This window comes from Sulfitobacter guttiformis, from assembly GCF_003610455.1.
In the GTDB taxonomy this organism is placed as follows: Bacteria; Pseudomonadota; Alphaproteobacteria; order Rhodobacterales; family Rhodobacteraceae; genus Sulfitobacter; species Sulfitobacter guttiformis.
Genome location: NZ_RAQK01000002.1, coordinates 535,191 through 548,436, shown reverse-complemented (window position 1 = coordinate 548,436; position 13,246 = coordinate 535,191). Strand labels below are relative to the sequence as shown.

The following is a 13,246-nucleotide window of genomic DNA, read 5'->3' as shown; positions in this document are numbered from 1 at the left end:
TTTAGGTCCTTTCCAGAATAAGCGCGACCCCTTGGCCCACGCCCACACACATGGTGCACAGCGCGTAGCGGCCTTTAGTCCGTTGCAATTGATAGGCAGCGGTGAGCACAAGGCGCGCCCCCGACATGCCCAGCGGGTGACCGATCGCGATGGCGCCGCCGTTTGCGTTCACGTGGGGCGCATCATCCGCCACACCTAGCGCCCGCAATGTCGCAATCCCCTGTGAGGCGAAGGCCTCGTTCAGCTCGATCACGTCCATCTGGTCAATCGTGAGACCTGCACGTTTCAGCACCTTTTCCGCTGCCGGAATTGGGCCGATGCCCATTACGCGGGGGGCGACACCGGCGGCACACATTGCAACCACACGTGCCATCGGTTTGAGGCCGTGCTGCACCGCCGCCGCCTCGGAGGCGATCAGCATAGCAGCAGCACCGTCATTTACGCCTGAAGCATTGCCGGCTGTCACCGTCTTGTCCGCGCCGTTGATGCCGCGCAGCTTTGCCAAGCCTGCTGCATTCGTATCGGGACGCGGATGCTCGTCACGGTCCACGACCAACGCGTCGCCTTTGCGCTGCGGGATGGTGACAGGCACGATTTCTTCGGCAAACACACCTGCCGCATCGGCCGCCGCCCACCGCTCCTGCGAGCGCAGGGCGAAGGCGTCCTGATCCTCACGGCTCACCGTGTGATCGTCCGCTACATTGTCAGCGGTTTCCGGCATAGAATCTACACCGTACATTTCTTTCATTTTCCGGTTCACAAAGCGCCAGCCGATGGTTGTATCGTAAACGGCGTTATTGCGCCCGAATGCAGTCTCGGATTTGGGCATGACAAACGGAGCACGGCTCATACTCTCAACGCCACCTGCGATCGCCAGATCCATATCGCCTGCGCGGATCGCACGCGCCGCAGCGCCCACCGCGTCAAGGCCCGAGGCACACAAACGGTTCACCGTGATACCCGGCACATCGACGGGCAAACCTGCCAGCAACGCCGCCATACGCGCCACGTTGCGGTTGTCTTCGCCTGCCTGATTGGCGCAGCCCATCACGACATCGTCAATCCGTGTCCAGTCGACGCCTGCGTTGCGCGCCATCAACGCCGCAAGCGGCGCTGCGGCCAGATCATCGGTGCGCACAGACGACAATGCCCCACCGTAGCGTCCGATGGGTGTGCGTACTGCGTCACAGATAAAAGCGTCGGCCATTGGTATTCTCCTGATAATGTCGTCTTACCCTAAAGGTAGCGTACAAATACTGTCCAATCAAGATTTATGTTACATTATGTTTGTAAGATTTGGTGTTTGAGTAACGTAATTGCATGAATCCGCACAGCTCTCTTAAATTTCCCACAAAGACTTCCCAATCGGCAGTTGCCGAGGGTGGGGGTTCGCGCCATGTTAGGGAAAACACCCGCACAAATGCGGGCACCCATTGAAACAGGCGGGCAGGGTGCACAAATCCCTACCCATAGGAACCGGCCCATAAGTTGCCTCCGTGAGGGACAAAAGCCGGTTTGCCAAGATAAGGAAAAGAGCATGAAAGAGCCTCTCAACGCGAGCTATCCCGTACTGCCGCTGCGCGACATCGTTGTATTCCCACACATGATTGTGCCGCTGTTTGTTGGACGCGACAAATCGGTTCGCGCCCTCGAAGAAGTAATGGCCGATGACAAGCAGATCCTTCTGTCGAGCCAGATTGAACCCGGCATTGATGACCCAGACAGCGACGGCATTTTCAGAGCCGGCGTTCTGGCCAATGTGCTGCAGTTGCTGAAACTGCCTGATGGCACGGTCAAGGTATTGGTCGAAGGACAGGCGCGTGTTCGCATCACCGAATATCTCGAAAATGACAGCTTCTTCGAAGCACGTGCGGAATATCTGACAGAAATGCCCGGTGACGCGGCAACGACAGAGGCGCTTTTGCGCACTGTTGCCGAGGAGTTCTCGCGCTATGCCAAAGTGAAAAAGAATGTACCCGAAGAGGCGCTGAATGCAGTTGGAGACGCCTCTGACCCTGCGCGCCTTGCCGATCTGGTTGCGGGACATCTCGGAATTGAGGTGGCCCAGAAGCAGGACCTTCTGGAAACCCTGAGCGTGTCCGACCGCCTCGAGAAGGTCTATGGCCTGATGCAGGGTGAGCTGTCCGTTCTTCAGGTTGAGAAAAAGATCAAAACCCGTGTGAAAACGCAGATGGAGAAGACCCAGCGCGAATATTATCTGAATGAGCAGATGAAGGCCATTCAGAACGAGCTGGGTGATGGCGAGGACGGCAAAAACGAAGTTGTCGAACTGGAGGAGCGGATCGCGAAGACCAAGCTGAGCAAGGAAGCGCGTGAAAAAGCGGATTCCGAGATCAAAAAGCTCAAGAACATGTCGCCGATGAGCGCTGAAGCTACAGTTGTACGCAATTATCTTGACTGGATGTTGTCAATCCCGTGGGGCGTAAAGTCGCGCGTTAAGAAAGATTTGGGCAGGGCAGAAGCCATTCTCGATGCAGACCATTACGGTCTCGACAAGGTTAAAGAGCGCATCGTCGAATACCTCGCCGTGCAGCAGCGCAGCCAAAAACTCAAAGGCCCGATCATGTGCCTTGTAGGACCTCCAGGTGTCGGTAAAACCTCACTCGGTAAATCTGTGGCGAAAGCGACAGGTCGCGAATTCATCCGCATTTCCCTTGGTGGTGTGCGCGACGAATCCGAGATCAGGGGCCACCGCCGGACCTATATCGGCTCGATGCCTGGCAAGATCATTCAAGCGTTAAAAAAGGCGAAGACCACAAACCCTCTCATATTGCTCGACGAGATTGACAAGATGGGTCAGGATTTCCGTGGTGACCCTGCATCGGCAATGCTCGAGGTGTTGGATCCGGAACAAAACTCGACATTCGTGGATCACTATCTCGAGGTTGAATATGACCTCTCGAACGTGATGTTCCTGACCACGTCCAACAGCTATAACATGCCCGGCCCGCTTCTTGATCGCATGGAGATCATCCCGCTCTCGGGTTATACCGAGGACGAAAAGCGCGAGATTGCCAAGCAGCATCTGGTGGCCAAGCAGATCAAGAACCACGGCCTGAAAGCCAAAGAGTTTAAGATCGAGGATTCGGCGCTGACCGGCATGATCCGCTACTACACGCGTGAGGCGGGTGTGCGGAATCTTGAGCGCGAAATCGCCAAGGTCGCGCGGAAATCGCTGACGAAGATCGTGCGCAAAGAAGTTGATAGCGTGACCGTCACCGGTGACAACCTCGACGAGTTTTTGGGCGTGCAAAAGCATCGCTATGGTCTGGCCGAAAAAGAGGACCAGATTGGTGTTGTGACCGGCCTTGCCTACACCTCTGTCGGGGGGGAGCTGTTGCACATCGAGGCGCTGCGCCTGCCCGGTAAGGGCCGTATGAAGACGACCGGTAAACTAGGTGATGTGATGAAGGAGTCCATCGACGCCGCGAGCTCTTATGTGCGTTCGATCAGTCCGCAGATTGGCGTAAAGCCGCCCGTGTTCGACACGATTGATATCCACGTGCACGTGCCGGATGGTGCGACCCCGAAGGACGGCCCGAGTGCGGGTCTTGCGATGGTGACCTCCATTGTATCGGTGTTGACCAAAATTCCGGTGCGCAAGGATATTGCGATGACCGGTGAGGTCTCCTTGCGCGGGAACGCAATGCCGATTGGCGGATTGAAGGAGAAGCTGCTGGCAGCGTTGCGCGGTGGGATCAAAACCGTGCTCATTCCACAAGAGAATGAAAAGGACCTGCCTGATATTCCTGACAACGTCAAAGCGGGGCTGACGATCATACCCGTGAGCCATGTGTCCGAAGTGCTCGAGCATGCACTGGTACGTCGTCCGGTAGCGGTCGAATGGGACGAGGCCGCAGAAGAAGCAGCCGCGGCGGCGGCACTGGCTGCAAAAACCGGCGCTGGTGGGGCTGCCACAACGCATTAATAGAGTGGCGCGAAAGCCCTTAAATTAACAACAAAACACCCCGCAGTTTATGCGGGGTGTTTTTGTTTTGAGCGATCGGGACAATTAAGAACGCTGGCCTACCACGCGGATATTGCAGGACAGCGACCAATAAAGGCGGCGCGAGGTGCCCCAAGCATATATGGATTTACTGCATTTTATGATCTAGAGTAAAAGAAAACCGCCTTTATTAGAGCAACAGAGCAGGAAAAAAATGTCTACTTCATCGAAAACTCCACCAAAAACTGGCACTCTAAAGACGACGGTTGCCGCACCTGTCGCGGAAGTAATGACAAAAGTAGACACCACAGGCGTGCCGTCTGCAGCTGCAACAACCCCCTCTGTGGTTGAGAAGCTCTCACCGGTGGTGGTGAGTGAAGAGTTGAAGAAAAAAGAGTTGTTTGATCTTGTAGTTGCACGCTCTGGCATGAAGAAGAAAGACGTTAAACCGGTAGTCGAAGCGATGCTGGGCGTGCTGGGCGATGTGCTGGCCGAGCAACGCGAATTGAACCTGCAACCTCTTGGCAAGTTGAAGGTACAGCGGGCCAAGGAGTTACCGGATGGCCGCGCGCTTGTCCTTAAGCTGCGGCAGAAGTCGGCACAGATGAATGCGGCTGCTGCGGCTCCGGTAGCACCGCCAAAACCAGTTAAACAGCCAGCTAAAAAACCTGTTTAGACATTGATTGCAGGGCGTCTGTTAGAATGGAGCCTTTGCCTGATGGTGCTGCCGGCCGGAGGGGGGTTCTGATCCGGCCAGTAGAGCATTTCACCGCGACACATCGCGGCCTATCCCTTTGAAAGTTTGCGTATGACTTCCTTCCCAGAGCTTTATATCCTGCGCCATGGTGAGACGGCGTGGAATGCAGAAGGCCGAATGCAGGGCGCGCTTAACTCAGCGCTGACGCCCGCCGGTCGTCTTCAGGCAGAGCGGCAGGCGACGATATTGGCCAGCTGTAACCTGGAGGGATTCGATATCCTGACAAGTCCGCAAGGTCGCGCTTTCGAAACGGCAGCGATAGCCCTTGCGCGTCAGGTCACCCATCTGCGCACGGATGACCGGCTGCGTGAAATCGGTGTGGGTGAGTGGGCGGGCAAAATCCGCCGAGAGTTACCCGGCGCAGATGCCTTCCATGACGGCCCCGACGGGGCGCTGGAGCTCTATGAAAATGCACCCGGCGGCGAGGGATTTGCCGCTCTTGAACAACGTTGCACGGAATTTTTGGCCTCGCTTACACAGCCTTCGGTTCTGGTAACTCATGGAATTACATCAAGAATGTTGCGATCTATCATCACGGGTGCGGGGGTGGCTGGTCTTGATGGAATAGGCGGCGGACAGGGCATTGTGTTCCATCTGAAAAATAGGATGCAAAAACGTCTCGAATGAGGCTTGCCATGGCGGAATACATTGTCTAAACCGCCGCACAAGGGTTGTTAGCTCAGTTGGTAGAGCGCTTCGTTTACACCGAAGATGTCGGCGGTTCGAGCCCGTCACGACCCACCATTCACCTCCCTTCTAAAGGGAGGCACTCTATTGCGCGGTTGTAGCTCAGCTGGTTAGAGTATCGGCCTGTCACGCCGAGGGTCGCGGGTTCGAGCCCCGTCAACCGCGCCACTTTATCCCCTCTCGATCATTAGTTCGACAATATGCTCATACTGGTCGGTAATTTATCTTCCATGTGAGTATTGTTCGAATCGTGCTGGCGTTTTTGGGCGAATCCCTTTGGATCAAAGGGGGCGATGCTTTGGGTATACTTCTGATTTGACCATCTCGCAGAAAGGGGCAGAGCAGGCGGCGGTCCGTTTGTGCCAAAGGCCCCGATGGTACGCATCAAGCGCCCGATAGGACGCGGAAGATACTTCAGATCACCGGTTATCAAAGAAAGGCGGAATTGCGCAAACTAATGCCTTGACGCTATCCACCCTGTCGCTTATTCCGCGAAGACACTTCGGGGTCAACGCCCTGAGGATGCAGCAAGCGGTTGTAGCTCAGTTGGTTAGAGTATCGGCCTGTCACGCCGAGGGTCGCGGGTTCGAGCCCCGTCAACCGCGCCACTGCTGCTTTAAAAGGTCTCCCCTCGGGGAGGCCTTTTTGCATTTCAGGACCTCTTATACCGCGAACCCAAGTGCCGTCTCTGTTGCCGGATCAAGTTGGCTTTTCATCCATTCGAGATCTGCCTCCATCCATGTTTCAGGCGCGGGCGCGCGGTCGGAAACAACGGGGGTAAACCGGTTGCCCATGCGCCGCGCCACGGGCGCATATCCGCGTTCGGTCGGGGCAAGCGCGAAGGTCTTTGCCAGATCGGCTAGAAACGCCTGTGGGGCCGCGTTGAACGCATCAAGCGAGACAAACACACATGATGCACCACGGGTGGGCATGCCCATCAACGCGCGGTGTTTGAGGTTGCGCATGGCAAATATGTTTGGAAATGCCGCACCGGTTATGGGGTGCCTGTCCCATTGCAGCGGTTGGTTATGCGGGGCAAGACGCGGCGCGATATTGTCAAAGTGCCCGAGCTTGTCCACATACGCATGCCACGGACTGCGCAGAAAATCGGAAAAACCGAGTGCCTGAACCGAATCCACCGCATGCCATGGCCGTTTATAAAGCGAATGGGCCCAACTGCGCGGATTGCGCACCGCTATTATGGTGAGGAAGGTAGGCGGGAGGGCGATCATTTGGGGAAAGCCATGCTTCCAACCCAAGGCCTCTGTTTTGCGAATGCGCAGAGATTCGTGCACGACTTTTCGGATGACATTCGTGCCACAGCCCCGCTCTCCCAGCACCTGAAATCGATCCACCTGTGCAGATGTTGCGTGGTGCATATGCCAGCCGGTGCGCGCCATATCTGGCGCTATTTGCGCCGCAACCGCTTCAAAATCTGGGGCGTCAGGGGCGTGGGCCATTGTCATTCGGGGTCTCTCGCGGCTTAGTGGTCGGGCACGGCGCAGTGTGATCACTTCGGTGCGGAATGGAAAGAAGGAAGCGGCATGCAAACAGCAGCAGCAGTTACGATGGTGCGTGATGATGCGTTTTTTCTGCGCGCATGGCTGGCCCATTACGGCGAAATGTTCGGGCGGCAGAACTGCTACGTCATCAATCACGGTTACGGGGCCGAGGTGGCCGAACTGGCACAGGGATGCAATGTCATCGGCATCCCCGGTGATCCGCACAAGAACTTTGATATCAAGCGCTGGGGGTTGCTCAATAATCTGGTGGGCGGCTTGCGCAAATATTACAAACAGGTCGTCGTTGGCGATGTGGACGAGTTAGTGGTTGTGGATCCTCTGGCAGGGATGAACCTGATCCAGTTTCTAGAGCAGGTGCCTGAAAAGCGTGTGCTCACGCCGCTGGGCCTTGAGGTAATCCACCGCATCGATCTGGAGCACGAGCCAATTACAGACCGGATACTGGGGCCGCGCCGTTATGTGCGCCCTGCGCCGCATTATTCTAAGCCCTGCGTAGTCTCGGCGGCCTCCAAGATTTCGCGCGGTGGCCATTTCGCGCAATACCCAAAACTGCACACCCCCGAGCATCTGTACCTGCTGCACCTGAAATTTTGCGATGCGGCGCAATACACAGGGGCGATGGACAGGCGCAACGCGATCACAAAAGACATCGGCGCCGATATACAAAGCACGGCGATCGGGCGGCACTGGTTTGGTGCCGAGCGCGGCGAGGACCGTGCGATTTTCGAAGGATTTACCGCGCTGAAACTCGAAGAGGGGTTTGATCTGGGCTTTATGCGGCAACGCATGCAACGCTCGTTCAAGGCGCGGGGCGAGACGGGGTTTTATGAATTCAAGCGGCCTGACTATGACACCCAGTACCGGCTGCCTGACCGGTTCGTCGGGCTGATTTGACTAGAGGTCCAACCGAAAGATTTTGCGTGCTCTACAACGGGGCAAAGAAACCCCAGATTGCAGCCGCGGCGTCCAGTTCGCGGCTGGCCGGTCCTTGAATCCATGTGGCGCGGGGGCCTGCGCCGGGCCATTCATGGCCATGCCCTGTAAGAATGATGTGCAACAAGGGTTCTGCGCACCGCTGGTAACTTTGCAATATCGCCTTAGTGGCGCCGCCTGTCTGGTTGAACGTCTGCGATGTTACCGGACCCGCGCAACGGTTGCGCTCGGCCCAGTCGGACAGCGTCTGTTCCACCGTCAGGACCCCTGCGTGCCGGCGAGTGCCGGAGAGGCCCTGTGCAGGAACAATTGGGTCCTCGGTGCCGTGAATGAAAAGTGCCGCCATAATAGGAGGAGGACCAGCGCAGTGTGGAGAGGTGGGTGCATTCATAGCAACGACTGCAATGGCGCGGATCAGATCGGGGCGTGCACAGGCCATGCGCATTGCCATACCGCCGCCGTTTGAGTGGCCCGCCAGATAAATACGCCCCGGATCGGCGCGACCCTCCGCGATCAGACTCGCAATCAGCGCCGAAAGGGTTTTGACATCTGCCGATGCCGCGCTGCGGTCGTCCCAACGTCGCCGCGGCCCCGAAGGGTAGGCCACGATAAACCCGTTCGCCCGTGCGAGGGCGTCAAAATTGGTTTTGCGCTGTATTGCGGGACCGGAGGCGGTAAAGCCGTGAAGCACAACCACCAGTGGAGCAGGCAAAGACGTTATCCGCCCGTCCGTGACACGCGTTGCAGGTGCGGCACCGGATACCGCAGGGCACAGCGTCAGCAGCAGTGCAATCACTGCTGCTGACAAAAACCGCATCAGCCGCGCTTATCTGCGACGACCGCCTGCATCTGCTCAAGGGGCAAATAGCCGCGCACCAGCTCATCGTGCATCACGAATGTAGGTGTGCCAGAGATTGCTAAAATACCTGCCAGCGCGCGGGTGGCTGTGATTTCGGCCGTAACCTCGTCGCTGTTCATTCGTGCCTCAATGGCTTCCATGTCCAGTCCGAAGGTGCTTCCAAGACGCTGGAGTGCGGGAAGTGTGACATCGCCTTTGAAACTCATCAGCGCGTCGCCGACCGCCTTATAGCTGTCGCCCCCCGCAACCTGTTTTACCGCGATTGCAAAGCGGGAGGCGAGGACAGAGGCGTCGCCCAGAATGGGCAGCTCTTTCACGATCAATTTGATGTTGCCATCCGTCTCGAGAAGTTCTGCCACCTCGCTGTGGGCCTTTTTGCAATAGCCGCAGCGGTAATCAAGAAATTCTACAAGAACGATGTCACCTTCGGGATTTCCACCAACCCATGAATAACCGTCGTTAAAGATCGCCTCGGAATTGCTGGCGACCAGATCGATATCGGCCTGTGCTTGCGTCTCGGCCTCACGGTTTTGCAGGATTTCAACAGCCTGCATGATGACTTCGGGATTTTCGAACAGATAGGCGCGAACCTCGGCACGGAACAATGCGCGTTCTTCATCGCTCATAGGTGTGAGGTCCTGCGCAAAGCCTGCGGAGGCGAGGGTGCCCAATAGGGCAGTGGTTGCTATGAGATGTTTCATGGTTTTACTCTCGTTTTGGAGGCATCATTTGGCGGCGCGTTCGGATGCAATCAACACATCCTGCGCCCGCTGCCAAGGGCCGGACCCAGTGTCGAGCAGGCCCGAGGCGCGTTTTGCGTGAATACCGGCATCTTCAAGCCGCCCCGAAAGGGCGAAGCGCTCGGCGGTGATAAGGGCGGCCATGCCTGTCTCGCCTGTTTTGGCATAAGCAGTGGCCAGATCGCGCAGCATAGAGCCGTCGCGGAAATCTTGACGCCGCGATTTTTCCAGCGTGTCGCGTGCAGCAGCATTTTGGCCGGTGGCCAGCAGTGCACGCCCATAGCCTGACAGAACCAGCGGATCATTGGGCGCAAGCCCGACTGCCGCCGCATAGGTTTGCACGGCAGCGGAAAAATTACGCGTCTCCAGCAGGATATCGCCCTTTTGTGCCCGAAAAAACGGATCGCTCGGGCGTGAGGCAATGGCCTGATCAATCGCGGCAAGGGCGTTCTTGGTGCGTGAGTTGCGATGCTCTGCAATGGCCTGACGCAACAGGCGGACGTCTGCGTAAGGCTCGGACCCGAGGCGGCGCAGTGTCCAGCTTGGGGCGCGGGTGTATGCGGTAATTTTGCCCTGAAGGCGGGCGAACCAGTAGTCGGCAGTCGGATTGGAGGGTAGGGTGCCATAGCTCGCAACAGCGCCGGCAACAGCGCGCACGCGGTCACGGCTCAGCGGGTGGGATCGCATGTATGGATCCTGACGGCCCACGCTCAGCGCCTCTTGTCCAGCAAATATCTCGAGTGTCTCGAGCAATCCTTGTGGTGAGACACCGCCCGATTTCATAAAACGTACGGCGGATTGATCGGCGGAGGATTCCTCCTCCCGCGTGTGGCCCAGAAAGGCCCCGCGCGCCGAGCTGGCCGCCCCGAGCGCGATACCGCCAGCGGCCCGTCCCTGACCAGATGCCGCAGCAGCTGCAGCGAGAGCCAGCCCCAGCCCTGAAATAGTGCGCGAATTGGCCAGATTGGTCAGGCGGCGGGTAATATGCCCGTTTACAATATGCGCAGCCTCATGGGCGATTACCCCTTGCAGCATTGCAGCGTTTTCCAGCTTGTTTACAAGGCCATAGTGCAAGAATATTGCATTATTGCTTACGACAAAAGCATTGAGCGTGTTGTCGTCGACCAGCAGCACCTTTACCCGCGAGGGGTTTAATCCTGCGGCTTGTAAAACAGGTGTCGCGATCTGTTTGAGGGCATATTCGAGGTCGGGATCGCGCAACAGGCTGATCGCATGGGCAGGCATGGCAATCATCACTGCAAGAAGCAGTGCTGCTATTGACGACAGATGTTTGATCAGGTGAAACCGCATAACACCAGTTTAGGAGCGAGCCGATGCGGAATTCAAGGCGATCCGAAGTTGATCCCTTTATTGTGATGGATGTCATGCAGGCAGCTGCGCGTGCGGAGGCGGCGGGCAGGCATATTATCCACATGGAAGTAGGCCAACCCGGCACAGGTGTCCCAGAACCTGCTACCCGTGCGTTAAGTGCGGCGATGGCCGAGGGGCCGCTTGGCTATACTGTTGCGCTTGGTCTACCGGCGCTACGTGCGCGCATCGCGAAGATGTATGCGGAGTGGTATAATGTGGATCTCGATCCATCGCGGGTAGTCATCACTTCGGGGTCTTCGGCGGGCTTTTTGCTGGCGTTTACGGCTCTGTTCGACAGCGGTGACCGTGTTGGCATCGGCGCACCGGGCTATCCCAGCTACCGCCAGATCCTGGGCGCTTTGGGGATGGTACCCGTGGACCTGCCTACAGCGGCGGAAAACCGCTTTCAGCCCGTTCCTGCGGATTTTGCGAATATGGATTTGCGCGGTCTTATGGTTGCCTCGCCCGCGAACCCGACTGGAACCATGCTGGACCGTTCAGCCATGTCGGCGCTCATTGATGCGTGCCACGGAACCGGTGCCTCGTTTATCTCCGACGAGATTTATCATGGGATCGAATACGAGAAAAAAGCGGTGACTGCCCTCGAAATCACCGATGAATGCTATGTCATCAACAGCTTTTCCAAATATTTCAGCATGACAGGCTGGCGGGTGGGCTGGATGGTTGTGCCGGACGATCAGGTCCGTGTGGTCGAGCGGATTGCACAAAACATGTTTATCTGCGCCCCTCATGCCTCTCAGGTTGCAGCGCTTGCTGCCATGGAATGCGGGGACACTCTGGAAGCGAACATGGACGTCTACCGCATCAATCGCGCGCTCATGCTAGAGGGATTACCACAGGCGGGGTTTGACAGAATCGCGCCGCCTGACGGGGGCTTTTACGTTTATGCCGACGTGAGCGCGATCACACATGACAGCCGTGCCTTGGCGGCGGAAATTTTGGAAAAGGCTGGGGTAGCCGTGACGCCTGGCCTCGATTTTGATCCTTTGCGCGGCCATACAACGTTACGGTTTTCTTATGCCCGCAGTAGCGACGATATACGCGAGGGGCTTGTGCGCTTGGCCGCGTTTATGAATGCCCGCTGATCTGCTGGACCGCTGCGCCGTTGATCTGGTACGCTGCGCCAAAATACCGTCCGGATCCGGGCGGCGGGAGCGGCTATGAAGCAACTAATACTTAGCGTTATCATTGGGTTATTTACGTGCGTGCAGGTATCGGCTCAAGAGTTGACGGCACTGGCACGGGTCGATCCCGCGGCCAGTAAAGTGTTGGATGGCTGGTGGGGACGCACGGATATTACGCTCGCCCTCAGTCAGGGCGTGCCGTACCGCGTTTTCATTCTTGATGCACCTGCACGCTTGGTTGTGGATTTCCGCGAAGTTGATTTCAGTGGTCTGAAGGCGGCCGATCTGCTCGGCTCCGACGAGGCGGCGAAGGGACGGATCAGCGCGGTCCGGTTTGGTGCCTTTCAGGCAGGGTGGTCCCGACTGGTGGCGGATCTGGCAGAGCCGATGGTCCCCCGCGAGATCGGGATGCCGGTAGATCCGGACACTGGCCGAGCGATGCTTGAGATCACACTCAAAGCTGCCACTGCCGAGGAGTTTGCCGCTGCTGCCGGTGCGCCGCGCGATCCGGCGTGGACGCCAGCATTTCTTGCCGCTCCGCCGCTCGCACGGCCCGACGCAGATCGGTTTGTCGTAGTGCTTGACCCGGGGCATGGCGGAATTGACCCCGGTGCCGAAACAGACGAGGTCAACGAAAAAGTCCTCATGCTGAATTTTGCCCAGACGATGGCCGAGGCGCTGCGCAGGCGCGGTGTCGATGTAGTCCTGACCCGCGAGAGTGACGTTTTCGTCTCGCTCGAGACTCGCGTGGCGATTGCTCATCAGGTCGAGGCGGACCTGTTCATTTCTCTGCACGCGGATAGCTTGCAGCAGGGTGGCGCAAACGGAGCCACTGTTTACACCCTGTCTGGCGAGGCAAGCGATGCCGCAACCGAGCATCTGGCTGCGCGGCACAACCGGTCGGATATCATTGCGGGCGCTGATCTGACCGGTTCGGATGATCAGGTGGCGCAGGTTTTGCTTGATCTGGCGCGGCAGGAGACGGAGCCGCGGTCGGCCGCGTTGGCAATGACCTTGGCCGAGGGTATGGCGGCAGTGGGGGGGCCAATGAACAACCGCCCCCTGCGCGAGGCGGGTTTTTCGGTTCTCAAATCCGCTGATATCCCTTCGGTGCTGGTGGAAATCGGGTTTCTTAGTTCCAAGCGCGATCTGGCAAACCTTGGCGATCCTGTCTGGCGGCGCGGCATGGCCGAAGGAATGGCGCGCGCGGTTTTGGCATGGCGTGACGAGGATGCGGCACGCGCAGGTCTGGTGAGGCAATAAG

11 protein-coding genes and 3 tRNA genes are annotated in these 13,246 nt (G+C 57.7%); 9 read left to right on the top strand and 5 right to left on the bottom strand.

All coding sequences use genetic code 11. From position 1 onward, the window contains the following. Position 1: 1 nt before the first annotated feature. Positions 2 to 1,207 (bottom strand): 3-oxoadipyl-CoA thiolase, encoded by a 1,206-nt coding sequence (gene pcaF / locus C8N30_RS15250; protein WP_025061932.1) that lies wholly within the window; start codon positions 1,205 to 1,207, stop codon positions 2 to 4. Between the two features lie 330 nt (positions 1,208 to 1,537). Here pcaF and lon point away from each other — a divergent pair, with 330 nt between their 5' ends. The 6 genes from lon (at position 1,538) to C8N30_RS15220 (ending at position 6,019) form a co-directional block, all read left to right on the top strand. Then, complete coding sequence (lon, locus tag C8N30_RS15245) at positions 1,538 to 3,949, top strand: endopeptidase La (RefSeq protein ID WP_025061933.1); 2,412 nt, start codon at positions 1,538 to 1,540, stop codon at positions 3,947 to 3,949. A 232-nt stretch (positions 3,950 to 4,181) separates the two neighbouring features. After that, a complete protein-coding gene (locus C8N30_RS15240) occupies positions 4,182 to 4,643 on the top strand; it encodes an HU family DNA-binding protein (protein WP_232222804.1) in 462 nt (153 codons plus the stop codon). Between the two features lie 132 nt (positions 4,644 to 4,775). Continuing rightward, positions 4,776 to 5,351 carry a histidine phosphatase family protein gene (locus C8N30_RS15235; protein WP_025061935.1) on the top strand — a complete coding sequence of 192 codons (576 nt, stop codon included), beginning with the start codon at positions 4,776 to 4,778 and terminating at the stop codon, positions 5,349 to 5,351. Between the two features lie 41 nt (positions 5,352 to 5,392). Continuing rightward, positions 5,393 to 5,468: transfer RNA gene (locus C8N30_RS15230), tRNA-Val, on the top strand. Positions 5,469 to 5,502: 34 nt separating this feature from the next. Beyond that, positions 5,503 to 5,579: transfer RNA gene (locus C8N30_RS15225), tRNA-Asp, on the top strand. Between the two features lie 363 nt (positions 5,580 to 5,942). Beyond that, positions 5,943 to 6,019 (top strand) — tRNA-Asp (locus C8N30_RS15220). Positions 6,020 to 6,073: 54 nt separating this feature from the next. Here C8N30_RS15220 and C8N30_RS15215 read toward each other — a convergent pair. Further along, positions 6,074 to 6,877, bottom strand: coding sequence for a hypothetical protein (locus C8N30_RS15215; protein ID WP_025061936.1), 804 nt, complete (start codon positions 6,875 to 6,877; stop codon positions 6,074 to 6,076). A gap of 78 nt (positions 6,878 to 6,955) precedes the next feature. On the opposite strand from C8N30_RS15215, the gene C8N30_RS15210 reads away from it, so the two are divergent. Continuing rightward, positions 6,956 to 7,828 carry a glycosyltransferase family protein gene (locus C8N30_RS15210; protein ID WP_025061937.1) on the top strand — a complete coding sequence of 291 codons (873 nt, stop codon included), beginning with the start codon at positions 6,956 to 6,958 and terminating at the stop codon, positions 7,826 to 7,828. Positions 7,829 to 7,859: 31 nt separating this feature from the next. On the opposite strand, the gene C8N30_RS15205 is transcribed toward C8N30_RS15210, so the two are convergent. The 3 genes from C8N30_RS15205 to C8N30_RS15195 are packed head-to-tail and all read right to left on the bottom strand — an operon-like array spanning position 7,860 to position 10,777. Further along, entirely contained in the window at positions 7,860 to 8,684 is an 825-nt protein-coding gene (locus C8N30_RS15205) for a CE1 family esterase (protein WP_025061938.1), read from the bottom strand. Further along, the gene (locus C8N30_RS15200; RefSeq protein WP_025061939.1) at positions 8,684 to 9,427 is read right to left on the bottom strand and encodes a DsbA family protein; all 744 of its coding nucleotides are present in this window, start codon (positions 9,425 to 9,427) and stop codon (positions 8,684 to 8,686) included. Before C8N30_RS15200 ends, C8N30_RS15205 begins: the two co-directional genes overlap by 1 nt. A gap of 24 nt (positions 9,428 to 9,451) precedes the next feature. Next, on the bottom strand, positions 9,452 to 10,777 hold the full coding sequence (locus C8N30_RS15195; RefSeq protein ID WP_025061940.1) for a M48 family metalloprotease: 1,326 nt from the start codon (positions 10,775 to 10,777) through the stop codon (positions 9,452 to 9,454). A gap of 23 nt (positions 10,778 to 10,800) precedes the next feature. Here C8N30_RS15195 and C8N30_RS15190 point away from each other — a divergent pair, with 23 nt between their 5' ends. Continuing rightward, a complete protein-coding gene (locus tag C8N30_RS15190; RefSeq protein WP_025061941.1) occupies positions 10,801 to 11,943 on the top strand; it encodes a pyridoxal phosphate-dependent aminotransferase in 1,143 nt (380 codons plus the stop codon). A 75-nt stretch (positions 11,944 to 12,018) separates the two neighbouring features. Further along, complete coding sequence (locus C8N30_RS15185; RefSeq protein WP_025061942.1) at positions 12,019 to 13,245, top strand: N-acetylmuramoyl-L-alanine amidase; 1,227 nt, start codon at positions 12,019 to 12,021, stop codon at positions 13,243 to 13,245. The last annotated feature ends 1 nt before the right edge of the window (position 13,246 follow it).